This window comes from Mycolicibacterium tusciae (genome assembly GCF_002086795.1).
GTDB lineage: Bacteria > Actinomycetota > Actinomycetes > Mycobacteriales > Mycobacteriaceae > Mycobacterium > Mycobacterium tusciae.
Genome location: NZ_MVIM01000016.1, coordinates 61,051 through 85,840 on the forward strand (window position 1 = coordinate 61,051; position 24,790 = coordinate 85,840).

Here is a 24,790-nt window from a genome sequence, read left to right on the forward strand (position 1 = left end):
CGTCTGCTACTTTGGCCGGATGGATCGGTTTCTCGTGCCCGCCGCGGCCAGCATCGTTGTCGGCCTGCTGCTGGGTGCGGCCGCCGTATTCGGGGTGACGCTGATGGTGCAGCAGGACAGCAAGCCGCCGCTGCAGGCAGGCGATCCGGCGTCGTCGGTGCTCAACAGGGTTGAGTACGGCGACCGAAGTTAATTTCGCGCCCCTGTCGCGGCGCTGGCTGTGGGTGGTCGCTGCGGCGGCGCTGGTTCTGTCGTTCGCGCAGTCACCCGGACAGATCTCCCCTGATACGAAGCTCGACCTGACCGCGAACCCCCTGCGGTTCCTGTCCCGCGCCTTCGATCTCTGGAACAGCGAGCTGCCGTTCGGCCAGGCCCAGAACCAGGCCTACGGCTATCTGTTCCCGCACGGCACCTTCTTCCTCGCCGGCGACGTGCTCGGACTGCCCGGGTGGGTGGTCCAGCGGCTGTGGTGGGCGCTGCTGCTGGTCGTCGGATTCTGGGGCCTCCTGCGTATCGCCGAAGCGCTCGGCATAGGCAGCACCACCTCCCGCGTGATCGCGGCAGTCGCGTTCGCGCTGTCTCCCCGGGTACTGACCACCATCGGTGCGATCTCGTCGGAGACGCTGCCCATGATGCTGGCGCCGTGGGTGCTGCTGCCGGTGATTCTGGCCCTGCGGGGTTCGGGCGGAGTTCGGGTGCTGGCTGCGAGGTCGGCGGTGGCCATCGCGTTGATGGGCGCGGTCAACGCCGTCGCGACGCTGACCGCATGCCTGGTCGCGGCGATCTGGCTGGTTTGTCACAAACCGAACCGGTTGTGGTGGCGCTTCACCGTTTGGTGGGCGCTGTGCATCGTGCTCGCGGTGACGTGGTGGGTGGTCGCGCTCGCGTTGCTCGGCCGGATCAGCCCGCCGTTCCTCGACTTCATCGAATCCTCCGGCGTGACGACGCGGTGGATGTCGCTGACCGAGATGCTGCGCGGTACCGACGTGTGGACCCCGTTCGTCGCGCCGAACGCGACGGCCGGCGCCTCGCTGGTGACGGGTTCGGTGGCGGTGCTCGCGACGACGCTGGTTGCCGCTGCCGGGCTGGCGGGGCTGGCGATGCGGTCCATGCCGGCCCGCGGGCGTCTGGTCACCATCCTGCTCGCCGGCGTCACGGTGCTGGCGCTCGGATACTCGGGCGGACTGGGATCGCCGATGGCCCATGCGGTTCAAGCCTTCCTCGATGCGGACGGCACTCCGCTGCGCAACATCCACAAACTCGAACCGCTGCTGCGGCTGCCGATCACGCTCGGTCTCGCGCACCTGCTGGGCCGCATACCGTTGCCGGGCAGCGCACCGCGCGCGGTGTGGCGGGATGCGTTCGCCCACCCCGAACGCGACAAGCGGGTGGCGGTCGGCGTCGTCGTACTGGTGGCGGTGACGGCCGCGACGTCGCTGGCCTGGACGGGTCGGCTGACTCCACCGGGGGCGTTCGACGCGATCCCGCAGTACTGGCACGAGACCGCCGACTGGCTCGACGAGCACAACGATTCCGGACGCGTGCTGGTGGCGCCGGGCGCCCCGTTCGCCACCCAGGTGTGGGGCAGCAGCCACGACGAACCGCTGCAGGTGCTGGGCGACAGCGCGTGGGGAGTGCGGGACTCGATCCCGTTGACGCCGCCGGAGACCATTCGCGCCCTGGACTCCGTGCAACGCCTGTTCGCGGCCGGTAGACCGTCTCCTGGATTGGCGGATACCCTTGCCCGGCAAGGCATCTCGTATGTCGTGGTCCGCAATGATCTGGATCCGGAGACGTCGCGGTCGGCTCGACCGATCCTGGTGCACCGCGCGATCGACGGGTCGCCCGGCCTCGAGCGCGTCGCCGCGTTCGGCGATCCGGTCGGGCCCGGCACCCTGCCGGGTTTCATCACAGACAGCGGTCTGCGACCGCGCTATCCCGCCGTGGAGATCTACCGGGTGAACCCGGCCACTCCCGCGGCTCCGGTGACGCCCTACGTCGCCGACTCCGATGCGATGGCGCGCGTCGACGGCGCACCCGAGGTCCTGCTACGCCTCGACGAGCGGCGCCGCCTCCTGGGACAGCCCCCACTGGGGCCCATGCTGCTGACGGCGGATGCGCAGCGGGCCGGTCTTTCCGTGCCTGCGGGGACCGGTGTCGTCGTCACCGACACCCCGCTCGCGCGGGAAACCGACTACGGACGCGTCGACGACCACTCGTCGGCGATCCGGACTCCGGACGATCCGCGCAACACATTCAACCGCGTGATGGACTATCCGACCCCGGGCGCCGAGACGGTCTACGGTCAGTGGTCCGGCGGCCGGGTCTCGGTGTCGAGTTCGGCGTCGGATTCGACCGCTCTTCCCAACGTCGCACCCGCGACCGGCCCGGCTGCGGCCGTCGACGCGGATTCGTCGACCAGCTGGGTGTCCAACGCGTTGCAGTCGGCGATCGGCCAATGGCTTCAGGTCGACTTCGATCATCCGGTCACCAACGCCACCATCACGGTCACCCCGAGCGCCACCGCGGTCGGCTCGCAGGTACGCCGCATCGAGATATCGACCGTCAACGGCACCAGCACACTGCGCTTCGACGAAGCGGGTAAGCCGTTGACCGCGGCGCTGCCGTACGGCGAGTCGCCGTGGGTGCGAATCACCGCCGTCGCCACCGAGGACGGGTCGCCGGGCGTCCAGTTCGGCATCACCGATTTCGCCGTGACCCAATATGACGCGAACGGGTTCGCCCACCCCGTCGACCTGCGCCACACGGTGGTCGTACCGGAGCCACCCACGGATTCGGCTGTGGCGCAATGGGATCTGGGTTCAGAACTGCTGGGCAGGTCGGGCTGTGCGCAGAGCCCCGAAGGCATTCGGTGCGCTGCGACCATGGCTCTGTCACCGGAGGAACCGGTGAACCTGAGCCGCACACTGACGGTGCCGGAGCCGATGGCCGTGACGCCGACCGTATGGGTGCGGGCACGTCAGGGTCCCAACCTCGCCGACCTGGTGCGGGCACCCGGCACTGCGATCGCCACCGGAGACGCGGACCTGATCGACGTGCTCGGTTCGGCGTACGCCGCCGCGGACGGCGACCCGGATACGGCGTGGACCGCGCGCCAAGGCGTCGTACAACACAAGTCGCCGCCCACCTTGACGCTGAGATTGCCCAGCCGCCGCGAGGTGGCCGCCGTCCGGGTGACGCCCAGTTCGTCTGAGCTTCCTGCACATCCGACGCTGGTAGCCGTCGACCTCGGCGATGGACCGCAGGTGCGCAGGCTGGCCGGCGACGCCGGCGCGCAGACCCTTGACCTCAAAACCCGCGTGACCGACACGGTGAAGGTGTCGATCCTCGACTGGGACGACATCATCGACCGCACGGCGCTCGGATTCGATCAGCTCAAGCCTCCCGGGTTGGCCGAGGTGACGGCCCTGGACGCGCGGGGTGACCCGATCGCGGCGGCCGACGCCGAACGCAACCGCGCGCGGATGATCGAACTACCGTGCGGCCGCGGCCCGATCATCGGTGTCGCCGGTCAGTTCATCCAGACGTCGATCAGCGCGACGGTCGGTAGCCTGCTCGACGGCGAGCCGGTGACGGCTCAGCCGTGCCAGGCTGGGCCGATCCGGCTGCCCGCCGGTCAGCAGGAACTGCTGATCAGCCCCGGCGCCGCGTTCACCGCCGACGGCGTCCAGCTCGACGGCCCCCTGGCGAATCGGATCCGTTCGGCGGCAACGGTTCCCGCGCACATCGACGCGTGGAGCGCCGACCACCGCGAGGTGAACGTGCCGGCGTCAAACTCGTCGCGGGTGCTGGTCGTCCCGGAAAGCGTGAACCCCGGCTGGATCGCGCACCGCGCCGACGGCACCGCGCTGACACCGGTCAAGGTCAACGGCTGGCAGCAGGGCTGGGTGCTGCCGCCGGGCACCGAAGGACCCGTCACACTCACGTTTCCGTCGAACGCCCCGTACCGGGCCGGGCTGATCGGCGGTCTCGCCCTGCTGCCGGTGCTGGCGCTGCTGGCCTTCGTACCGGCGCGCCGTCGCACCGAACCGAACGAACCCGCGCGGGTGTGGCGGCCGGGAAGGTGGCCGACGAGTGCCGCGGTCCTGGCGGTCGGGGCGCTGATCTCCGGGGTCGCGGGCGTCATCGTCGTCGGCCTCGCTGTGGGTTTGCGGTATTTGCTGCGCAACCGCGAACGACTCCGCGACACCGTCACGGTCACGACGACCGCCGGCGGGCTCATCCTGGCGGGGGCCATCCTGAGCCAGTACCCCTGGCGATCGGTCGACGGATACGTCGGTCACTCGGTAGGGGTGCAGCTGCTTGCTCTCGTCTCGGTGGCGATGCTGGCCGCTTCCGTCGTGCCCGACGATCGCACCCGTTTCACAGCCACGGACACCGCCGAGCCCTAGCATCGGCTATGTGCCGCAGCTGAATACCGCCCGGGGCGAGATCACCACCACCGACTTGGGCGTCACGCTCATGCACGAACACGTCTTCGTGCTGTCTCCGGAGATCCACAACAACTTCCCCGAAGTCTGGGGCGATGAGGCCAAGCGTCAGGCCGACGCGGTCACGCGGCTCAATGAGCTCAAGGCGCGCGGTGTCGACACCATCGTGGACCTCACCGTCATCGGGCTCGGTCGATACATTCCGCGCATCGCGCAGATCGCCGAACAGACCGACCTCAACATCGTCGTGGCCACCGGCGTCTACACCTACAACGACGTGCCGATGTACTTCCACTTCAGCGGACCCGAAACCCCGCTGGGCGAGCCGATGGTCGACATGTTCGTCAGCGACATCGAGAACGGTATTGCGGGCACCGGCATCAAGGCCGCGATCCTCAAGTGCGCCACCGACGAACCGGGAGTGACGCCCGGAGTGGAGCGGGTGCTGCGCGCGGTCGCGCAGGCGCACCGACGCACGGGTGTGCCGATCTCGACGCACACCCACGCGGCGACCCGTCGCGGTCTTGAACAGCAAGCGATCTTCGCAGAGGAAGGCGTCGACCTGTCCCGAGTCGTCATCGGCCACTCCGGCGATTCCACCGACCTCGGCTACCTCACCGAGCTCGTCGAGGCAGGCTCCTACATCGGGATGGACCGGTTCGGCGTCGACGTCTTCCTCGGTTTCGAGGAGCGCGTCAACACCGTGGCGCAGATGTGCGAGCGCGGCCATGCCGACAAGATGGTGCTCTCCCACGACGCTGCGTGCCTGATGGACTGGCTGCCGGAGGACATGGTCCCGGTGGTGATGCCGAACTGGCATTACCTGCACATCCACAACGACGTCATCCCGGCGCTGAAGGAGCGTGGCGTCACCGACGAACAGCTCACCACGATGCTCGTCGACAATCCGCGCCGGATCTTCGAAACCCGGGGCGCCTACTGATGGCTGACGTTCCACCCATCCCGACGCAGTTCTCCACCCTCGCCGAATCTGATCCCGACGCGCCTGCAGTCACGTGTACCGGCCGCACGATCACACGCCGCGAGCTCGACGCGTCGACCAACCGGCTCGCTCGCGCCTACGGCGAACTCGGTGTCGGACAGGGCGATTACGTCACGATCGTCATGCCCAACTCGATTGAGTGGGTGGAGGCGGTGATGGCATGCTGGAAGCTGGGTGCGGTGCCGCAGCCGCTGTCCGCCCGCCTGCCCGACATCGAGTTGGCTGCGCTGCTGGAGCTGCGACCACCGGCCCTGCTTGTCGGACGGGAGGACCCCAACGGCGTGACGCCCAGCCTGGCAGCCGATTTCGCGCCCGACGAATCGGTGTCCGACGCGCCGTTACCCGAGGCGGTGTCACCGGTCTTCAAGGCCATGGCGTCCGGTGGCAGCACCGGCAGGCCCAAGCTGATCGAGGCCGGTGGCGACACGCGCTTCCCTGCTGCCGCCGGTTACCCGCTTGGCGCGCAGGATGGCGACGTCAACCTCGTCTCGGTGCCGCTGTCACACAACACGGGCTTCACCACCTTCACGATCGGCCTGGTGCAGGGTCATCATCTGGTGCTCATGCCGCGGTTCGACCCGCACGAGTTCCTGCAGTTGGTCACCGAATACCGCGTCACGTTCTTGGCGACGGTGCCGACGATCATGCAGCGGCTGCTGCCGGTGTACCGGGCGGCCCTGGACGCCGGGACCTACGACCTGTCCTCCATCCGGCGGTTCTGGCACCTGGCGGCACCGTGCCCGCCGGCGATCAAGCAGGCGTGGATCGACATCCTCGGACCCGACGTGGTCTGGGAACTGTACGGCGGCACCGAATTACAGGCGCTGACGTTCATCTCCGGCGACCAGTGGCTGACCCATCCGGGGTCGGTCGGCGTGGTGGTCGCCGGCGAGATGAAGGTGCTCGACGACGACGGGAACGAGTGCCCGCCCGGCGTGACCGGCGAGATCTACATGCGGCGCTCGCCGGGAACCTCGCCGACGTACCGCTACATCGGCGCCACCGCGAAACAACGCGACGGCTGGGATTCGCTGGGCGATCTCGGCTACTTCGACGAGGACGGCTTCCTGTATCTCAACGACCGCCGCGTGGACATGTTCACCGTCGGCGGCCGCAACGTCTACCCCGCCGAGATCGAGTCGGCGCTGTCGGCGCACCCGGATGTGTTGTCCTGTCTGGTGGTTGGCATACCGCATGAGGATCTGGGGCAGGTGCCGCATGCGATCGTGCAGGGCAACGGCATCGATGAGGATGCCGTGATCGCGTTTCTGAGCGAGCGCGTCGCGGGATACAAGCTGCCGCGCACGGTGGAGTTCAGCGATACCCCGCTGCGCGACGATGCGGGTAAGGCGCGACGGTCCGCGGTACGCGACGAGGTCATCGCGCGATTGCAGGCTCCGTCACATCGTTGACCGAACTGTCAAGCGGCGTCGGATCGTTTCGTCTCTCCCAGCGCCGCAACGCGTTTCGGCATGGCGACTCGACCAGCGCGTAGCTCACGGCCGCGATGGCGAACCCGAACACCACCGTCAGCACGAGCACGATCGGCATGTGCCCGTTGAAGGCGAACTCGCCGATGACCGGGAACACCATCGCCAGCGCCGCGAGGTGCCAGACGAACAGGCCGTAGGACCATCGGCCGAGCGTCACCATCGTCGGGCTGCCCAGCAGGCGGTGTGAGGTGTCGGGCCGGTCCAGCACCAGCGGGGCGATCAAGGCGCCGGCGACGACCGCACCCATCGCGGTCTTCACGATGAACTGGCTCACCGTGCCCGGCGTCAGCCCCTCGGGACCGGCGATCGGTGACGCGGCCACCGCGAACGCGACGACCGCGATGCCTGCCATCAGCACGCGCCTCCTGGCCAGCCGGTGCGCCCACCCGACGGGCGTCACGGTCAACTCGGCCAGCAGCATGCCCGCGGCGAACCAGGAGAAGAACGCGGGCGGCCAGTTCAGCGGGTTGACGCCGTAGGGCGCGGAGACAGGGCTGGCCCCAACCAGCACAGCCCAGGCGAAACTCGCCACCGCCGTCGCCGCGATGACGGGGATTCGGGTCCGCACCGGCAGGCGTCGCGCCAGCAGCGCCAGGAACGGCAGCGCGAGATAGAACGCCACTTCGACCGACAGGCTCCACATCTGGGTGAGGCCCGCGGTCAGCGTCAGCGGCACATATATCTGAGTCAGCGTCAGGTTGGCCAGCCAAACCGTCAGGTCGGCCTTGGCCTCCGGCAGCAACGTGAGGATCACCACGACCGCAACCAGATAGCCGGGCATGATGCGCACGATCCGTGATCGCAGGTAGTGCCCCGTCGGCGGCTTGGGCCGCAGACCGCGGGCCGCGGCGGCGTGACCACGCCACAGCAGGAAGCCCGAGAGCGCGAAGAACACCGCGACCGCGAGGTCGAATCTGCCGAAGAACCGGCCGGTGATCCCGCCGGTGTGACCGGTCTGGAAAGCCACGTGGGTGACGACGACGCCGACCGCCGCGCAGGCCCGCATGCCCTCGACGGCGGGCAGGAATCCACGCGTTCCGCCGACGGCGTTTTCGGCGCCGCCGGAGTCACTGGTGGAATCCGTCACGACAAACAGTGTGCCGGGAGGAGGGAAAGGCGCTGAATACGGGTACTCGGGCCGCTCATGGTTGGCTGCACTCGGAGTGAACATCCAACTTAACTTGTGCTGTTAGGGTCGAACGGGTTTGCGGGACTCCCGCAGGTGAAGGAGGCACGGTTTGAACCGCGCAGTGGCGCTCCGTATCGCGGCTTGCGGCATTATGGGGCTGGGCGCTGGCTTGTTGATCGCCGCGCTCTTGCTGTCGACCTATACCCTCGGGAAGATCGCGAAGGTTCCGCTGAACCTGGACGCCACACTGATCAGTGATGGCACCGGGGAGGCGTTCGATCCGGCCTCGCTGAACCGGGAGAAGTTCGTCATCGACCGTGATGTCCCGCTGGCGCTGCAGGAGCAGGTCTCCGTCGAGGCGCCCTCGAACGCGGACGTGGTGACACTGCAGGTCGGCAGCACGCTGCGCCGCACCGACAAGCAGAAGGACGAGGGCCTGCTGCTCGCGCTGGTCGACACCGTCACGGTCAATCGCGAGACTGCCGAAGCGGTCTCGAGTGAGAGCAATCCCGGCGGTGCGGTCCAGAAGCCGCGTTCCATCGACGACGACCAGCCGCCGACCAATATCGCGTTGCCGCACGAGGGGCTGACGTACCGGTTCCCGTTCGACACCGAGAAACGGACGTATTCCGTCTTCGACCCGATCGCGCAGAAGCCGTTCGACGCCAACTACGACGGCGAGGAAGACGTGAACGGGCTGACGACCTACCGGTTCAGCCAGAACGTCGGCTACGACTCCGACGGCAAGCTCGTCGAGCCGATCAAGTACTCGTCACTGCTCGACGACGACGCCGACAGTGAGGTCACCGCCCCCGCCGCGATGTGGGGTGTCCCCGGCGAACCCGACGAGCGGATCACGATGTCGCGCTATTACGCCGCGCAGCGCACGTTCTGGGTGGATCCGGTGTCGGGCACCATCGTCAAGAAAGAGGACCACGGCTACCACTACTACGCACGTGAGCCGCTCAGGCCTGAGGTGACCTTCGTCAACTTCAAGGTCGGCTACAACGAGGAGACCATAGAGTCCCAGGTCGCGACTGCCAGAGGCGAGCGGGACCGGGTGGGGCTGTGGGGGCGCATCCTGCCGATCACCTTCATCGCCATCGGCCTGGTGTCACTGGTCGGCGGTGCGCTGTTGGGATCGTTCAGCCTGCGGGCGGAGTCCGCCCTCATCGATCCCGGACTCGACGAGGCCGATCACAGCTTCTTCGACACGCAGGGGATGCAGGTGCCGGGCGCCGAGGCCAAGACCGAGAAGCTGCCCGCGCAGAAGCCGACCGATCTGCCGCCGGACAGACCGGTCTGACCGCGCGTTACACGGTGCCTGCACGGGTGCGATCGCTGATTGCCCCGGCGTATGCGCTGGTGCTGTCCCTGGCCGTGAGCGCGCCGCTGTTGGCGCCGGGCTATCTGCTGCTTCGCGATGCGGTGTCCACACCGCGCTCGTATCTGTCGGATGCGGCGCTGGGGCTCGCCGAGGCCGCACCGCGCGCGCTGCCGCAGGATTTCGCGGTGGCGCTGGCGTCGACGGTGATCGACGGCGGGGTGGTGGTCAGACTGTTGTTGGTTGTCGGTCTGTGGCTTGCCGGCTGGGGAGCGGCGCGGTTGGCGGCTGTGGTCCTGCCCCACTCGGGGGTGGCCGGCCAGTGCGTTGCGGCGACGCTGGCGGTCTGGAATCCCTACGTCGCCGAACGTCTGCTGCAGGGGCACTGGAGCCTGATCGTCGGCTATGGCTGCCTGCCGTGGGTGGCCGCCGCGATGCTGCGCCTGCGCGAGCCGGAACCAGGTTGGACCGATGTGGGCGCGCTCGTGTTCTGGATCGCAATGGCCGGGCTGACGCCGACGGGGCTGATGCTCGCCGCGAGCGTGGCCACGGCGTGTGTGTTTGCGCCGGGATCGGGCTGGCCACGATGGCGGTGCGCTGCGGTCGCGCTCGGCGCCGCGTTGATCGCTGCGCTGCCGTGGCTGGCGGCCGCGGTCGTGGCGAGGTCGTTGGCGCCGTCGCAGGCCGAGGGAGTGGCGGCGTTCGCGGCGCGTGCCGAACCCGGGCTCGGCACGTTCGGGACGCTGGCCAGCCTCGGCGGGATCTGGAACGGCGAGGCGGTACCAGCTTCGCGCACAACGCTTTTCGCCGTCATCGCAGCGGTTGTCCTGCTCGGCATCGTGGCGCTGGGGTTGCCCGTGGCGATCCGCACCCGCACGGCTGTACCGCTGTTGTGCCTGGCCGGGCTCGCGGTGGTGGTGCCCGCGCTCATGGCGACCGGCCCGGGTTTGGCGGCCGTCGAGGCGACGGTACGAGCACTGCCCGGACTCGGTGTGCTGCGCGACGGGCAGAAGTGGGTGGGTTTGGCGGTTCCTGGCTATGCGCTCGCGGGTGCCGCCGCGGTCGTCACACTGCGGCAGGGTCTTTGGGGGCTTCCGAGACTTCCGGCTGCGGCGACTGCGCTGATCTGCTGTGCCGCGGTGATCGCGACGCTGCCCGATCTGGCGTGGGGAGTGGGCGGCAAGGTCGCACCGGTGAGTTACCCCGCGGGGTGGGCGACGGTGGCGGCGATGATCAACGACGACCCGCGGCCGGTTGCCGTCCTTCCGGTCGACAGCATGCGGCGCTTCGAGTGGGCGGGCGATGCGCCGGTGCTCGACCCGCTGCCTCGGTGGGTGCAGGCGGACGTGCTTTCGACGGGTGACCTGACGATCGGCGGCCGGACGGTGCCCGGTGAGGGCGAGCGGGCCCGTGAGGTGCAGCAGATGTTGGTGGCCGGTGCCGATCGCGACCAGTTGGCCGATGCCGGCGTCGGCTGGGTGGTCGTCGAATCCGGTGGCACCGCAGACACATTGGCGTTGCCGGTCGCCTATCACGACGCCGATCTCACCGTTTACCGCGTAGGCGGCGACCTCTCGCGGGCCTCGGGGCGCGGTGTCGTGCTGGCCGCGCATCTCGCCTGGCTGGCACTGATGCTGGGCGGTTTGGTCGCGCTGATCTTTCGCCGAACGTGGGTTACCCGCACGGTTTTTCGCGGAAAGCGTGTATAAAGTCCACACTCGGCGAACGTGGAGCGCTAGACGACTCCGCTGAGCGGTGTTCCGGCGTTGACGGCCTCGAGCACGGTGCGCATGGCACTGGTGCTCTGCTCCCAGGAGAACTCGCCGCTGCGGACCGCGGCCTTGGCGCCGAGCTGGTCGCGCGCCACCGGATCGGTCAACAGCCGATCTAGTCCGTCGACGAGACCGCCGTGATCGTCGACGAGCAGCCCGGTGACCCCGTCGACGATCGAATCGGTCAGCCCGCCCGAGGACCGGTAGCCGATGGTCGGCACACCGTGCTGCCCGGCCTCGATCACGGCGAGCGCCCAGCCCTCTTTGCGCGACGGCAGGACATGGACCCAACTGCGCTGCAGCACATCGTGTTTGGTGTACTCATCGACGTGTCCGTGGAACGTCACCGCATCGGAGATGCCGAGCAGTTCGGCGTGCTCGACCAGACGCTGCTCCCACCAGCCGCCGCCGAGGACGTCCAGATGGACGTCCGGAATGCGCGGGCGCAGTTCGGCGATCGCCTCGAGCGCGTCCTCGATCTGCTTGTGCGGCACCAGACGGGAGAGCACCACCACCCTCGGCGTCGCCGACCGCGGCGCGGTCAGGGTGGCCGCGGGGGCCTCATCAAGACCGTTGCGCACAACCGCGATCCGGTCGGGCTGCACACCGAGCGCGGCCAGATCCCGCGCCGAGGGCAGTGACACCGTGACGTACTGGTTGCGACGGTGTAGCCACGGCGACAGCTTCGACTCCACGAACCAGCCGAAGCGTCCCATCATCGGTCCGGCGACCGGCCACTGCTCACGGTGGCAGTGGTGGACGAGCACGGCGACGCGTCGGCCATAGGCGAGCCGGGCCAGGAACGGGATCCCGTTCTGCGAGTCGATCACCACATCGGGGCTGACCTTGCGCAGCGGGCCCAGCCCGATGCGGGCGAGCACCATCGACAGCCCCGCCCAGATGTAGATGGAGTACGAGCCACCGCCGCGGCTCACCCGCACTCCGTCGACGATCTCGTGCCGCGCCGAACCCGGATAACGCGCGGTCCGCAGGGTCACGTTTACGCCCGAGGCGGCCAAGTGGGCTCCGATGCGCTGTAGGTACGTCTCGCTGCCGCCGCCCTGCGGGTGCCCGGTATCGCGCCAGCACAACAGCAGCACGGAGCGAACACCTCGGTCAGACATCCCGTCCACCCTAGACGCTGGCTAGGGTGGCCCGGATGGCCGTCACCGACGTTTTCGCCCATAGGGCGACGCTCTCGAGGTCGGTGCGGCTACTGCGGGAGTTCCGCTTCGAGCAGCCCGATCCGGCCCGCTTTTACGGTGCGCTCGCCGAGGACACCGCGGCGCTGGTCACTGACCTGTGGCGGGCCGAGCAGGGGCTCGCGCCGACCGGACAGATTCTGCTCGACGTCGGCGGCGGACCGGGCTACTTCGCGACGGCGTTTTCGCGCGCAGGTTTCACCTACATCGGGGTCGAGCCCGACCCGGCCGAGATGCACGCCGGGCCCGTCATAAAAGACGGCACCGCCTACGTGCGGGCGTCGGGCACCGCGCTGCCGTTCGCCGACGACAGCGTCGACGTCTGCCTGTCATCGAACGTGGCAGAGCACGTTGCCGAGCCGTGGCGCCTGGGCAACGAGATGCTGCGCGTCACGAAACCGGGCGGACTGGTGGTGCTGTCGTACACCGTGTGGTTGGGCCCGTTCGGCGGGCACGAGACCGGGTGGTGGCACTACCTCGGCGGAGAGCGCGCCGCCAGGCGCTACACCAGAAAACAGGGGCATCCCCCGAAGAACAACTACGGCTCGTCACTGTTCGCGGTCTCGGCCGCCGACGGACTGCAATGGGCGAACACCACCGGCGCCCTACTCACCGCTTTCCCCCGCTACCACCCGCGATGGGCGTGGTGGATGGTGCGGGTTCCGTTGCTGCGAGAGTTCCTGGTCAGCAATGTGGTGCTGGTCCTGCGGCCGCCGATTGCAACAGGTTCTACTTTCGCAGCTTCGTAGGTAATGTGACGGTCATGACACAGACCGTCGCTCACAAGACACCTGCCGGCGAGCCGGCGTATCGGACCCAGTGGGACAAGCTCTTCATCGGCGGCAAGTGGGTCGAGCCGGCCTCCTCGGAGGTCATCGAGGTGCGCTCGCCCGCCACCGGCGAGGTGGTGGGTAAGGTGCCGCTGGCCACCGAAGCCGACGTCAACGCCGCATGCGCGGCCGCGCGCAAGGCCTTCGACGAGGGCCCGTGGCCGCACATGAAGCCGCAGGAGCGCGCCGCGATCCTCGCAGCCGCCATCAAGGGCATGGAAGAGCGCGCCGACGAGCTCAAGTATCTGCTAGCCGCGGAAACCGGTCAGCCGCAGACGATCGTCGACATGATGCAGTACGGGGCCGCCATGTCGGCGTTCCAGTACTACGCCGGCGCGGCCGACAAGTTCCCCTGGCGCGACATCCGCGACGGCGTCTACGGACAGACGCTGGTCGTGCGCGAACCGATCGGTGTCGTCGGTGCCGTCACCGCATGGAACGTTCCGTTTTTCCTCGCGGCCAACAAGCTGGGCCCGGCCTTCCTGGCGGGCTGCACGGTAGTGCTCAAGCCCGCCGCGGAGACGCCGCTTTCGGTGTTCGCGATGGCCGAGATCTTCGCTGAGGCAGGCCTTCCCGAGGGTGTGCTGTCGATCGTGCCCGGCGGCCCGGAGACCGGACGCGCGCTGACGTCCAACCCCGAGCTGGACAAGTTCACGTTCACCGGCAGCTCCGCCGTCGGCAAGGAGATCGCCAAGATCGCCGCCGAGAAGCTCAAGCCGTGCACTCTGGAGCTCGGCGGCAAATCGGCGGCCATCATCCTCGAGGACGCCGACCTGGACGCCACGCTTCCGATGCTCGGCTTCTCCGGTGTGATGAACAGCGGACAGGCGTGTGTCGCGCAGACCCGCATCCTCGCGCCGCGCTCCAGGTACGACGAAGTCGTCGAGAAGCTTTCGAACTTCATCTCCGCGATGCCGGTCGGCCTGCCCGACGATCCGAACGCCGCGATCGGCCCGCTGATCTCCGAGAAGCAGCGTGAGCGCGTCGAGGGCTACATCAAGAAGGGGGTCGAAGAGGGCGCGCGCATCGTCACCGGCGGTGGCCGTCCCGAGGGCCTGGACAGCGGATGGTTCGTCCAGCCGACGGTGTTCGCCGATGTGGACAACTCGATGACGATCGCGCAGGAGGAGATCTTCGGACCCGTGCTGGCGGTGATCCCCTACGAGACCGAAGAGGACGCCATCCGGATCGCCAACGATTCGGTGTACGGCCTCGCGGGCAGCGTGTGGACGACCGACAACAAGAAGGCGATCGAGATCGCGAAGAAGATCCGCACCGGTACGTACGCGGTCAACATGTACGCGTTCGATCCCTGCGCTCCGTTCGGCGGCTACAAGAACTCCGGTGTCGGCCGCGAAAACGGACCCGAAGGTATCGAGGCCTACGTCGAGCCCAAGAGCGTGCTTCTGCCGTTCGGCTACACCCCCGAGGACTGAGCGACGCCCCAAATTATGCTATAGACCATAGTCGGCGGCATCGTTGTTTTTCGGCTCACACGCCCCTGGCCTGCCTATTAACGAGTTCACCTGCTGTTTACCGATGATCGGCTGTGACACGGAATACAATTCCCGCGTTGGTGTGTTCTCTCTTTTATGATGCTTGACATAGGCAGAGAGGCACGCCATGTGGATCGTTGAGATCAATGTCGCTGGCCGTCGATTCGTTCACGAAGTGCACGCCCGGCGACCGTTCGTCCGCTTGAGCTCTCGCAAGCTCGGCTGGCGCCAGTCGCAGCTTCCGCAGACCAGCGCTGCATGACCTTTGTCGGAGGTTTGTTCTGTCTCCCAGCATGACCAAGCCCGCGACCAAACGCGGATCCACGCGCACCGCCATGTTGGTCAGTGCCGCCGAGGTGTTGCGTGAGCGTGGCGCCGCCGGCGTCACGATCGACGAGGTGCTGGCCCGCAGTGGCGCACCCCGCGGGTCGGTGTATCACCACTTCCCCCAAGGCCGAAATCAGATCCTCGCCGAGGCGCTGCAGTACGCCGGTGAAGCCATCACCGAGGTCATCGACGAGGCCGCCGCCAACGGCGGCATGTTCCTGGTCAGAAAATTCGTCGTGTTCTGGGAGGAACTGCTCGTCGAGAGCAATTTCACTGCGGGCTGTCCGGTGGTCGCCGCCGCGATCGGCTCGGCCGATGAAGAGCCACAGCTCACCACGGTCGCGGGCCGCATCTTCAGTCTGTGGCGCGACGCGCTCACTCGGGCGTTCGTCTCCGACGGCTTTACCGACGTCGACGCCGCATCGCTGGCCACCATGTGCATCGCCGCCCTGGAGGGAGCGGTCGTATTGTGCCGGTCGACGCGCAGTGTCGACCCGCTGAAAGACGTCGCCTCCCAACTCGAGTTCCTGATCAAGTCAAGGGAATTCGTGCAGCGCTACGGGTTGCCCTCCAACCCCGTCGGCTAAGCCTTACGCCAACGCGCGCACACGAATTCGCCGTTGACCCCCGCCTCCGCCAAAACCCATTCCGAGCGGATCGGCAACACCGGAGATCCGCCACCCAACGAGCACGGGGTATAGCTCACGATCATCTCGTCGATGAGACCGGCCGCGGCGAACTGCCCGGCCACGTCTCCGCCGCCCATCACCCACACGTCCTTGCCCGCGGCGTCGGCGACCAGCTTCGAGTGCAACTGGCGCACATCCCCGTCGAACGTCTGCACCGGGTGTCCCTCGACGATGATGTGGGGACGGTGGGTCAGCACCCACGACGGTTGTTCGTAGGGCCACGCGCCGGGCTGATTGCGCAACAGCCACTCGTAGGTCGCCGATCCCATCGCCAGGGCCCCAATGGATTTCATGAAATCGTCGTACCCGAACGGGCCGTCGGGATCGATCTCGCGTGACGTCAGCCAGTCGAGGCTGCCCGACTCGTCGACGATGTAGCCGTCCAGGCTGGACGCGGTGTAGTAGACGGTGGCCATGTTCGTTACCTTTCGCGCGCTTTCGTCATCCATTCGAGCGGGTCACCATGTCCGGTACGGATGCCATGGTGGGCAAGCATCGCCCTGGCCAGTCCGCGGCGGTGCGCGGAGAAGGTCAGCACGTGGGCGACAATTCCGTAGAGCTGGAACGACTCCGGCGGGTCGCATAGCGCATCGATGACCGTATCCCCCAATCGCCCGGCCGCCGAGTACTCCGAAACCATTGCCCTCCAGCGCTTTGCAATATTCGCGTGATGATCGGCCAACTGTTCGGCCGCGCAGGTGTCGGGCTGCGTCGCGGCACGGTCGGGAAAATCTCGGCCCTCGATCGTCGCCAGCCACACCTGTTTGGTCCACACGACGGCGCCGAGCACCGCACCTACGCTCGCTTCGGGACCGTCCCATTCGAGCACCTGCTGTCCTGGCGAAATGTCGTCTGCCCACTGCTCTTTGGACAGTCCCGTCGCCTGATCGATGAGGTAAGCGGTGTCGGCCACGTCGTGAGCGACCATCAACCTCGAGATGTCGGGTTGTTCGGACTCACCGGACTTTTCGTCGCTGTCGAGCCAGAGAGAGTGTGGGGGATGGAAGTGCAGCCCGTTCGGTGCGGGCAGCCGGAATCCGATTTCGGCCGCGCGCGACGGCGGCGTCCCGAAGGTACGGCTGAACGCGCGGGAGAACACCTCGGCCGACGACCAGCCCTCGTCGGCGGCCACCGCCGACACGGACTCGCCCCGGTGTAGACGCCATGCCGCGCGCTCGAGCATGATGCGGCGCCGCAGCGCGGCGGGAGACTCCCCCGTCAGCCGCCGCACCTCCCGGGAGAAGTGAAACTCCGACGCGTAACTGCTGCGCGCCATCTCCGGAACGTCGGTGTTGTCGGCGTCCACGACCGCGTCGAGCAGCTCGCGGAGTCGGTCGCGGTGGGATGGCTCGCTCACGATGTTCGAGTATGGTCGCCGCGCCCCCGACGTGGACATGACAATTCCTGCTGCGGTGCCACGCTCTAGTGTCATAGCCAGTGACTGAATTCGACGAACTGTGCGCCAATGACCCGGAGCTGGCCGAACTACGATCGGCCATCCGGGAGTTTCTCGTCGCCGACCGCGAGAAGTTCGGCTGGGAGCCCGCGATCGACTCCTGGCTGGCCAGGTGGGACGGCGAATTCTCCGCCAGGCTGGCCGACGCGGGCTTCGTCGGCCTGACCATCCCGACGGAGTACGGCGGACACGGGCTGGGGCACCTGCACCGCTATGTGGTGACCGAGGAGTTGCTGGCGCACGGCGCGCCCGTCGCCGCGCACTGGTTCGCCGATCGCCAGTTCGCCCCGTCGCTGTTGTCCTATGGCAGCGACGAGCAGCGTCGGGAGTTTCTGCCGGTCATCGCCAAGGGCCGGTTGCATGCGGCGATCGGCATGAGCGAGCATGACGCGGGTTCCGACCTGGCCGCGGTCAAGACGCGCGCCGACCAGGTCGACGGCGGCTGGTCGCTGAGCGGCACCAAGGTGTGGACGAGCGGCGCACATCTCGCGCAGCGGATCGTCGTTCTGGCCCGCACCAGCCCGCTCGATTCCGAGCATCGGCACGCCGGGTTCAGCCAGTTCTTCGTGGCACTGGACTCCCCCGGCATCACGATCGACCCGATCGTGCAAATGGGCGGAGAACATCACTTCAACGAGGTGACGTTCGACGACGTGTTCGTGCCCGATACCGACGTGCTGGGCAGCATCGGCGACGGCTGGCGGCAGGTCACCTCCGAGCTCGGCTTCGAGCGCAGCGGCCCCGAACGCATCCTGTCGACCGTCACCTTGATCTGCGACGCCATCCGGGCTCTGCCCAAGGATGCGGACGACGGCACCGCCGCAGCGGTCGGTGACCTCGTGGCCCGGATGATCTCGCTTCGCCAGCTGTCGATTTCGGTGGCCCGCGCACTGGCCGCCGGTGACGACGCGGCGACCAGTGCCGCCCTGGTGAAGGATCTGGGCACCCGATTCGAGCAGGATTCCGTCGAGTTGGTCGCCGATCTCCTCGACCGATTGGACGACGGCCGAACCCCGGAGGCCCGACGACTGCGTACGTTGTTGGACACCGCCCGACTGCATTCGCCGTTGTTCACGCTGCGTGGCGGCACCAACGAGGTCCTGCGGGGTGTGGTGGCGCGAGGATTGGGTATGCGGTGAACGAACTGGAACAACTCGTCGCCGACATCGGTGAGCGCTCGCTGGAAGCCCGGCACGGCAGGCCCGCGTACCCCGACACGTTCGACGAACAGCTGTGGCGCAATCTCGAAGAGACCGGGCTGAGCCGGTTGACGTCCACCGAGGACGCCGGGCCCGCGGAAGCGGCGACAGTGCTCACCGGTCTGGCCCGGAGTGCGGCAGCGGTGCCGATCGCCGAAACCGACCTACTGGCAATGTTTCTCGCCGCCAAGGCCGACGTAGCCGTCCCCGAGACCGGACCGCTGACCGTCGCGCTGGCAGATGCCGAACTGCGCGACGGTACCGTCACGGGAACGGCGCACGATGTGCTGTGGGCGGACTCGACGCCGGTGGTGGTTGCCGCGAAGACGGCCGCAGGCCTGTACGTCGGTCTGGTGACCGCTGAACCGACCGCGACGAGCCACAACCTCGCCGGCGAGCCTCGCGGCACGTTCGCCTTCGATTTTCAGGCGCACGACGTGCTCGACGTTCAGGTCGTCGACGAGTTCACCCGCCGTGGTGCGTGGGCCCGTTGCGTGCAGGTGATCGGCGCACTCGATGCCGCCCGCGATCTCACGGTGACGCATACCAGTGAGCGTGTTCAGTTCGGCCGTCCACTGTCGAAGTTCCAGGCGGTGCAGCACTCCCTGGCCGAGATGGCGGGCGAGATCGAGCGTGCCAGAGCCGCCACCGATCTGGCCGTCACCGCCGCCACCGATTTCGGGTTCGACAGCGCGGCGGCCGATTACGCGGTGACGGTGGCCAAGGTCGCCGTCGGCCGCGCCGTCGAGTCGGTGACCAGGATTGCGCACCAGCTGCACGGCGCGATCGGCGTGACCGTCGAGCACCGGCTGTGGCTGTTCACGATGCGGGCCCGCAGTTGGGTCGACGACTTCGGCGCGACAACGCAGTACGCGCGGCGACTCGGCCGGATTGCGCTCGCCGCCGACGACCCGTGGCAGATCGTGGTCAGCTGTCCAGAACCGCGTTGACGCGCGCCTCGACGTCCACCCGGTCGCCGAGGTCGGTCAGGTCGATCCCGAACCTGTCGGTCAGGGTGTCGAGCACGTCGGCTGCCGTTGCGAACCGGATGCGCTCGGTGTCCCCGCCGCTGTGAATCGCCAGGTTGCGGCCACGCAGATTCCAGCGGGCGTCGTCGGTGAGCAGCGCAACCGACAGCCCGACGACGAACGTCGACCGCGGATGCGTTGACACATACCAACTTCCGACTTCACGGTCGATACGCGGGCGCGGTTGCGTGGTGAACATGTACAGCGTCTGCCAGTCGCCGCGGATCTGCGCCTGCAGCACGTAGCCGTCTCCGTCGGAGAGAATGCGGTACGCCTCATGACGGGTGGGTTGCACCGTATCGACCTCAAGCCGAATCGGCGACGACAGGGTCTGCCCGCCGAACCCGACGTCGACGAGCCACGGCCCGTCGTCGTCGGGCACGGTCACGGACAGCGCCTCGTGCGTCATCGCGGGCAATTCACCCGAGGCGTCCATCCACACCACTCGTGCGCCGAGGCGCTGCACTCCGAAACCCAACTCCGCGAGCGCATATCCCATCACGCCGTTCTGCTCGTAGCAGTAGCCGCCGCGACGCCGCGCCACGAGCTTGTCGAACAACGCCGCCCGGCCGAGATCGGCGACGGGAACTCCCGTGAGCGGGTCGAGATTCTCGAAGGGGATCGCGCCCGTGTGCGCCGCGACAAGGGCATGCAGGGTCTCGTGCGTCGGCGTCGCCGGCCCGGTGTAGCCGATACGAAGGAAGTAGTCGGACAGATCGGTCATGGCGCCATCGTGCGACCTCAACGCTGGTTGAGGTCAAGGCGTGGCGTCGGTCAGGAGCCCGTCCACTTGGGCGCGCGCTTCTCGGCGAACGCGATCGCACCCTCCTTGGCGTCGTTGGACATGAAGACGGGCGCCAGGATGTTCATCTGGTTGGTCCACATTTCCTCGGGTCCCCAACTGCGCGACTCGACGATGATCCGCTTCGTCGCGGCCACGGCCAGCGGCCCGTTCGCGGTGATCTTCTCCGCCAGTTCGATCGCGGCGTTCAGCGCCTGACCCGGCTCGGCGAGCACGTTGACCAGGCCGAGCTCCTTGGCGCGCGTGGCGGGCAGGTTCTCCCCCGTCAGGGCCAGCTCCATGGCCACGGCGGGCGGGATGCGCTGCGGCAGCCGCAACAGCCCGCCGCCGCCGGCGACCAGACCGCGCTTGACTTCGGGGATGCCGAACGCCGAGTCATTGGAGGCCACGATTAGATCGGTGGCCAGCGCCAGTTCACAGCCACCCGCCAAGCAGTAACCCTCCACCGCGGCGATCAGTGGTTTGGCGGGCGGCTTCTCGGTGAAGCCCATGCCGCGACCCTCGACCACGACGTTCTCGCCGCGCGCGAAGGCCTTGAGATCCATCCCCGCGGAGAACGAACCCCCGGCTCCGGTCAGCACACCCACCGAGAGTCCGGCGTCGCCGTCGAGCCGGTCCATTGCATCGGCGAGACCTCGGCTGACGTCGGCGTTCACGGCGTTGCGGGCCTGCGGCCGGTTGATGGTGATAATCAAAATCCGGTCGCGCTGCTCGACCAGGACGGCTTGTTCGCTGTTGTCACTCACGCGGCTGATCGTAACGACCGCCCCGTCGTGTCAGGCAGGCGGCGGCGTGCCGTGCACGCCGATCTCAGAAATGGCAGCTCGATTCTGCCCGTCCGCCGAGCCGAGCTTGGATATCCAGACTACGAGATGCGATGTCGGCCGAGTACCCGCGATCGATATGCGGTTTTGACCCGGCTGCATCGGTGTTGGAGGGGTCAGTTCGGTGGTCTCGGCCAAACCCTTCGGTTCGCCGGTCTCACTCCCGCGCACCTCCACGACCGTGCCGACGCTGTTCAGGTCGACGGTGACCGCGCTGATCCGAACCGGGTCGCGAAGCCGCACAAGCAATCCAACGCCCGGCTTGAACTTTGGGAAGGGATCGGGATCGTAATAACGATCCGTCGACCATGCGGTGTCCGGCTTGCCATCGATCGCCAGTCCCGCCGACTCAGGGTGGTCGGGTGACCCGTCGGGAGAGAACACGGCGACCGAAGCGGGTGTCACGCTGATACCGCGCGACGCGTTGGTCTTCGCGCCCTCCGACGGTGGCGCGTGACTCGGTACCGGGTCTTGAGGGAGAAGGCCGAGCTTGTCGGCGTCCATGGCGACCGTGTCGTCGTTGGCCGCGAGGAAGTCGTTGATCGATGATGCCAGGCCCAACACCGCCACCAGGAAAACCGCGGCCGCGGCGCCCAAGCCTGCGCGAATTATCTGGCGACGAGCCTCCTCCTTCTGTTCCACCGGCCCGAAGTTGCGGAACGACGCGTAAGAACCAGGCGGCGGCGGACGCAGCGGCGGCACGACCCGGCAGTTCACCTCCTCGGCGGCGTCGGCGCTTGCCTGATCCAACAGCGTGACAACTGTTCCCGCACTCGCGATTCCGCCGCGATCGCGAAGCAACGCTGCCGTGGTCGTGGAAATCAGGAAGGGAATGTCGGGCTCGATTGCAGCCGGGTCAATGACTTGGCCGTCTGGATCCCGACTTGCTTTGGGCCAATCCGTCAGTGCGACATCGTCGGAGGGCCACTGACGAAGCAGCAGCCCGTACATTGCGCAACCGATGCCGCGAATGTCGGACTGCGGTGTGGTTTCGGGCATCGTGGCTGGAAACGCGAGGACCACGTCGCCGTCGTGGCTGACTCGCAACCGGCTGGGGTGGTCGATGGACAGCATGAGCCCGGCCCGGTGGGATTCGTCTGCCGCTGCTGCCAGCGACTGCATCGTCCTGGCCACGTCTACGGGCGCACGTTCGGCGTCCGCGGCTTGGCGCAGGCTGCTGCCGACCGTCCATTCGGAGACGCCGACGCCGAGGGATCCGGTATGGAGCACGTCGAGGACGCGGGCCACGCCCCTCGTCCGGATGCCCTTCAGGCGGACTGTGCGCGCGAGGATTTCGTGAACGAGTTCCTCGGGGAGTTCACGGGCCGGGTCGATCAGCGATAGTGCAACGTCGCGTCCCGACGCAGTGTCGACCGCATGCCAGAAGTGAAGCTGCGGACGGCCCCCGTGGGACGCAAGCAGGCGGTAGCGCCACGCGATGAAAGCACCGGGAACGAAGTGACGCTCGTCGCCATCCGCCATCACTCGACCTCGATTTCATGAGCGGCCGCAGTCCGCACGTCCGCGTCGGTGTCGCGGTGAGGCACGCTTGGCTTTTGCGGCATCGAATAACCCGCGAAGACGGGGCTCAAACGATCAGCCGTCGTCGCCCTTGCCGTTGCCGTTGCCGTTGCCGTTGCCCCTGCCTTTTGGTTTCTTCGGAGCTGGCGGCTCATCGACGACCGGAACGGAGGTCGGCGACGGCGGCGGGGAACTCACCGGTGGCGGAGGCGCGGGAACTGCGGTGCTTGTGCTGATCGGTTGTGGAGACTGCGGGGTCGACGATGGATCAAGTGCCAGCGCGAGCGTTGCGACGATCAGCGCGACGAACGCCGCCGCTGCAAGGAGCAACTTCCGCCCCCGGCTCATGGGCCTACGGCGAGCCGATGGCACGAAGTAATTGGCCGATGGAGCCGAGTTGGCCGATGGAGCCCCGTAATTGGCAGACGGGGCCAGCGGTTGTGCGAGCACCTTGGTCGACGGCCGGTGTTTCGCTGCCGTCGTCCCGATGGTCGAATACGGCGCATGCGGAGCGCCCGAGAGTGCGGCCCGCATCTCGAGGGCACTGCCGAATTTCGCGCCGACGCCATGGCCGCCCATCGCGCGATTGATCACCGCTCCGAGGTCGGCGTCAACATCGGGACGGACCGCCTCGATCGGCGGGGGCGGATCGTCCAATATGGCCCGGATCAGCGACGCGGGGTTCTCCTGCGGATACGGTCGTCGCCCGCTGAGCGCTTCGTATGACATCACGCCCACCGCATAGAGGTCGTCGGCTACCGACGCGGGAGCACCCGCGACCCGCTCGCGGCTCATATACGCCATCGTGCCGACGATCTGCCCGGTTGCGGTGAGGGCGGCACCGGCCGTCTTCGCGATGCCGAAGTCGGCGACCTTCATAGCGCCGCCGTCATGGGTGACCAGGACGTTGCCGGGCTTGATGTCGCGGTGCACCACTCCCGCTGCATGGGCGGCAGCCAGCGCTCCCAACACATCGTCGAGCATCGCCCGGACCCGATGCTGCGCCATGGGCCCCGTCGCGATCTCGTCATCCAGGGTGCGGCCCGGCAGCCGCTCCATCACGATGAACGGTGTCCCGTCGTGATCACCGCAATCGTGCACCGCCACGATGTTGGGATGGTTGAGCGAGGCGGCGGCCTGGGCCTCCGTCTCGAACCGGTGACGCGCATCGGCGTCGGCCTTGAAGGCGGGATACAGCAGCTTGATGGCCACTGGTCTGCTCAGACGGGTATCCCACCCGTCATGGACCTCGGCCATACCGCCGCGGCCGAGCAGGCCCCGCACCTCGTATCGGCCCGCAAGCACTTCGCGGCCCTCCATGGCCGATAAGGTAGCCCGACAGACCCTGCGCCAAACTCTGATGCTCGCGCAGTGATTTTTGCCGGCGCGCACGGGGTAAACTAGAACACGTTTCAATTTGAGGCTAGGGGATCACCTGTGACCGACACCGAACCGTCGGAGCTCACCAAGTGGGATCCGGGTCTGACCGAACGCGTCATGGGGATCATGCGGCCCTTCCTGAAGCGGTACTTCCGCTCGGAGACGCGGGGGCTCGAGAACATCCCGCCCGGCGGCGCGCTGCTGGTCTGCAACCACTCCGGTGGCATGCTGCCGATGGACGTCCCGATTCTGGCGGCCGACTTCTACGACCACCACGGCTACGACCGCCCGCTCTACACGCTGAGCCACGACATGCTGTCGGTTGGCCCGACCGGTGACTTCTTCAAGAAGATCGGCTACATCAGCGCCAACCACGCCAACGCCGATGAAGCGCTGCGGTCGGGCGGCCTGGTGGTGGTGTTTCCCGGCGGCGATTACGACGTGTATCGGCCGACGTTCACCGAGAACGTGATCGACTTCGGCGGCCGCACCGGCTACGTGAAGGCCGCCCTGAACGCCGGGGTGCCGATCGTGCCCGCAGTGGGAATCGGTGGCCAGGAGACCCAGATCTTCCTCACGCGCGGGACCTGGCTGGCCAAGCGTCTGGGGCCCATCGCGCGTCTGGCGCGCACCAAGATCGTGCCGGTGTCCTTCGGTTTCCCGTTCGGGCTGTCCCTGGTGGTTCCGCCCAACATTCCGCTGCCGTCCAAGATCGTGATGGAGGTGCTGCCGGCTATCGACCTCACCGCCGAGTTCGGTGAGGATCCCGACATCGACGAGATCGACGCGCATGTGCGGCACGTGATGCAGCGGGCGCTGGACGAACTGGCCAGCGAACGCCGGCTTCCGATACTGGGTTGAGCT

At 67.6% G+C, this 24,790-nt stretch carries 20 protein-coding genes; 12 read left to right on the forward strand and 8 right to left on the reverse strand.

Translation table 11 applies throughout. The annotated features are described in order from the left end of the window. Positions 1-19: 19 nt before the first annotated feature. The 4 genes from BST47_RS23875 to BST47_RS23890 are packed head-to-tail and all read left to right on the forward strand — an operon-like array spanning position 20 to position 6,866. Entirely contained in the window at positions 20-193 is a 174-nt protein-coding gene (locus tag BST47_RS23875) for a DUF2613 domain-containing protein (protein WP_083128208.1), read from the forward strand. After that, a complete protein-coding gene (locus BST47_RS23880; RefSeq protein WP_207568683.1) occupies positions 171-4,412 on the forward strand; it encodes a DUF3367 domain-containing protein in 4,242 nt (1,413 codons plus the stop codon). The genes BST47_RS23875 and BST47_RS23880 overlap by 23 nt, the downstream gene beginning before the upstream one ends. A gap of 10 nt (positions 4,413-4,422) precedes the next feature. Beyond that, positions 4,423-5,394 (forward strand): phosphotriesterase family protein, encoded by a 972-nt coding sequence (locus BST47_RS23885; RefSeq protein ID WP_083128209.1) that lies wholly within the window; start codon positions 4,423-4,425, stop codon positions 5,392-5,394. Further along, complete coding sequence (locus BST47_RS23890; protein ID WP_207568684.1) at positions 5,394-6,866, forward strand: AMP-binding protein; 1,473 nt, start codon at positions 5,394-5,396, stop codon at positions 6,864-6,866. The genes BST47_RS23885 and BST47_RS23890 overlap by 1 nt, the downstream gene beginning before the upstream one ends. On the opposite strand, the gene BST47_RS23895 is transcribed toward BST47_RS23890, so the two are convergent. Continuing rightward, a complete protein-coding gene (locus tag BST47_RS23895) occupies positions 6,832-7,953 on the reverse strand; it encodes an acyltransferase family protein (protein ID WP_234809843.1) in 1,122 nt (373 codons plus the stop codon). The genes BST47_RS23890 and BST47_RS23895 overlap by 35 nt on opposite strands. A gap of 232 nt (positions 7,954-8,185) precedes the next feature. On the opposite strand from BST47_RS23895, the gene pgfA reads away from it, so the two are divergent. After that, complete coding sequence (gene pgfA / locus BST47_RS23900; protein ID WP_083128154.1) at positions 8,186-9,382, forward strand: cell envelope lipid trafficking protein PgfA; 1,197 nt, start codon at positions 8,186-8,188, stop codon at positions 9,380-9,382. A gap of 38 nt (positions 9,383-9,420) precedes the next feature. After that, on the forward strand, positions 9,421-11,109 hold the full coding sequence (locus BST47_RS23905; protein WP_165799848.1) for an MmpA family trehalose lipid delivery protein: 1,689 nt from the start codon (positions 9,421-9,423) through the stop codon (positions 11,107-11,109). Between the two features lie 26 nt (positions 11,110-11,135). Here the strand turns inward: BST47_RS23905 and BST47_RS23910 are convergent, their stop codons facing one another. Beyond that, positions 11,136-12,296, reverse strand: coding sequence for a glycosyltransferase family 4 protein (locus BST47_RS23910; protein ID WP_083128213.1), 1,161 nt, complete (start codon positions 12,294-12,296; stop codon positions 11,136-11,138). A 35-nt stretch (positions 12,297-12,331) separates the two neighbouring features. Between BST47_RS23910 and BST47_RS23915 the strand changes: the two genes are divergently transcribed. From BST47_RS23915 to BST47_RS23925, 3 genes are all read left to right on the forward strand, one after another. Further along, positions 12,332-13,123: a class I SAM-dependent methyltransferase gene (locus BST47_RS23915; RefSeq protein ID WP_083128155.1), complete on the forward strand. Its 792-nt coding sequence runs from the start codon at positions 12,332-12,334 to the stop codon at positions 13,121-13,123. A gap of 14 nt (positions 13,124-13,137) precedes the next feature. Continuing rightward, positions 13,138-14,640: an aldehyde dehydrogenase gene (locus tag BST47_RS23920; protein ID WP_083128214.1), complete on the forward strand. Its 1,503-nt coding sequence runs from the start codon at positions 13,138-13,140 to the stop codon at positions 14,638-14,640. 353 nt (positions 14,641-14,993) lie between these two features. After that, positions 14,994-15,614, forward strand: coding sequence for a TetR/AcrR family transcriptional regulator (locus tag BST47_RS23925; protein WP_207568685.1), 621 nt, complete (start codon positions 14,994-14,996; stop codon positions 15,612-15,614). On the opposite strand, the gene BST47_RS23930 is transcribed toward BST47_RS23925, so the two are convergent. Both BST47_RS23930 and BST47_RS23935 read right to left on the reverse strand, forming a co-directional pair. After that, positions 15,611-16,132, reverse strand: coding sequence for a dihydrofolate reductase family protein (locus tag BST47_RS23930; RefSeq protein WP_083128156.1), 522 nt, complete (start codon positions 16,130-16,132; stop codon positions 15,611-15,613). The genes BST47_RS23925 and BST47_RS23930 overlap by 4 nt on opposite strands. A 5-nt stretch (positions 16,133-16,137) precedes the next feature. Beyond that, positions 16,138-17,112 (reverse strand): helix-turn-helix domain-containing protein, encoded by a 975-nt coding sequence (locus BST47_RS23935; protein WP_083128157.1) that lies wholly within the window; start codon positions 17,110-17,112, stop codon positions 16,138-16,140. 41 nt (positions 17,113-17,153) lie between these two features. Here BST47_RS23935 and BST47_RS23940 point away from each other — a divergent pair, with 41 nt between their 5' ends. Continuing rightward, entirely contained in the window at positions 17,154-18,311 is a 1,158-nt protein-coding gene (locus tag BST47_RS23940; RefSeq protein ID WP_083128158.1) for an acyl-CoA dehydrogenase family protein, read from the forward strand. After that, positions 18,308-19,321: an acyl-CoA dehydrogenase family protein gene (locus tag BST47_RS23945; RefSeq protein WP_083128159.1), complete on the forward strand. Its 1,014-nt coding sequence runs from the start codon at positions 18,308-18,310 to the stop codon at positions 19,319-19,321. Before BST47_RS23940 ends, BST47_RS23945 begins: the two co-directional genes overlap by 4 nt. Here BST47_RS23945 and BST47_RS23950 read toward each other — a convergent pair. The 4 genes from BST47_RS23950 to BST47_RS23965 form a co-directional block, all read right to left on the reverse strand. Then, positions 19,299-20,123, reverse strand: a complete 825-nt coding sequence (locus BST47_RS23950; protein WP_083128160.1) for an arylamine N-acetyltransferase family protein — start codon at positions 20,121-20,123, stop codon at positions 19,299-19,301. The genes BST47_RS23945 and BST47_RS23950 overlap by 23 nt on opposite strands. A 50-nt stretch (positions 20,124-20,173) precedes the next feature. Continuing rightward, a complete protein-coding gene (locus tag BST47_RS23955; protein ID WP_083128161.1) occupies positions 20,174-20,956 on the reverse strand; it encodes a crotonase/enoyl-CoA hydratase family protein in 783 nt (260 codons plus the stop codon). A gap of 21 nt (positions 20,957-20,977) precedes the next feature. Next, a complete protein-coding gene (locus tag BST47_RS23960; RefSeq protein WP_083128162.1) occupies positions 20,978-22,507 on the reverse strand; it encodes a protein kinase family protein in 1,530 nt (509 codons plus the stop codon). Positions 22,508-22,621: 114 nt separating this feature from the next. Beyond that, entirely contained in the window at positions 22,622-23,866 is a 1,245-nt protein-coding gene (locus BST47_RS23965) for a serine/threonine-protein kinase (protein ID WP_083128163.1), read from the reverse strand. Between the two features lie 177 nt (positions 23,867-24,043). On the opposite strand from BST47_RS23965, the gene BST47_RS23970 reads away from it, so the two are divergent. After that, positions 24,044-24,787, forward strand: a complete 744-nt coding sequence (locus BST47_RS23970; RefSeq protein WP_234809844.1) for a lysophospholipid acyltransferase family protein — start codon at positions 24,044-24,046, stop codon at positions 24,785-24,787. Positions 24,788-24,790 lie beyond the last annotated feature (3 nt).

Bases quoted from the DNA above. Each gene is read 5' to 3' on its own strand.
- BST47_RS23875 (WP_083128208.1), top strand. From the start codon at position 20: ATGGATCGGTTTCTCGTGCCCGCCGCGGCCAGCATCGTTGTCGGCCTG.
- BST47_RS23890 (WP_207568684.1), top strand. From the start codon at position 5,394: ATGGCTGACGTTCCACCCATCCCGACGCAGTTCTCCACCCTCGCCGAA.
- BST47_RS23895 (WP_234809843.1), bottom strand. From the start codon at position 7,953: ATGCGGGCCTGCGCGGCGGTCGGCGTCGTCGTCACCCACGTGGCTTTC.
- BST47_RS23910 (WP_083128213.1), bottom strand. From the start codon at position 12,296: ATGTCTGACCGAGGTGTTCGCTCCGTGCTGCTGTTGTGCTGGCGCGAT.
- BST47_RS23915 (WP_083128155.1), top strand. From the start codon at position 12,332: ATGGCCGTCACCGACGTTTTCGCCCATAGGGCGACGCTCTCGAGGTCG.
- BST47_RS23920 (WP_083128214.1), top strand. From the start codon at position 13,138: ATGACACAGACCGTCGCTCACAAGACACCTGCCGGCGAGCCGGCGTAT.
- BST47_RS23925 (WP_207568685.1), top strand. From the start codon at position 14,994: ATGACCAAGCCCGCGACCAAACGCGGATCCACGCGCACCGCCATGTTG.
- BST47_RS23930 (WP_083128156.1), bottom strand. From the start codon at position 16,132: ATGGCCACCGTCTACTACACCGCGTCCAGCCTGGACGGCTACATCGTC.
- BST47_RS23935 (WP_083128157.1), bottom strand. From the start codon at position 17,112: ATGTCCACGTCGGGGGCGCGGCGACCATACTCGAACATCGTGAGCGAG.
- BST47_RS23950 (WP_083128160.1), bottom strand. From the start codon at position 20,123: ATGACCGATCTGTCCGACTACTTCCTTCGTATCGGCTACACCGGGCCG.
- BST47_RS23960 (WP_083128162.1), bottom strand. From the start codon at position 22,507: ATGGCGGATGGCGACGAGCGTCACTTCGTTCCCGGTGCTTTCATCGCG.
- BST47_RS23965 (WP_083128163.1), bottom strand. From the start codon at position 23,866: ATGGAGGGCCGCGAAGTGCTTGCGGGCCGATACGAGGTGCGGGGCCTG.
- BST47_RS23970 (WP_234809844.1), top strand. From the start codon at position 24,044: ATGGGGATCATGCGGCCCTTCCTGAAGCGGTACTTCCGCTCGGAGACG.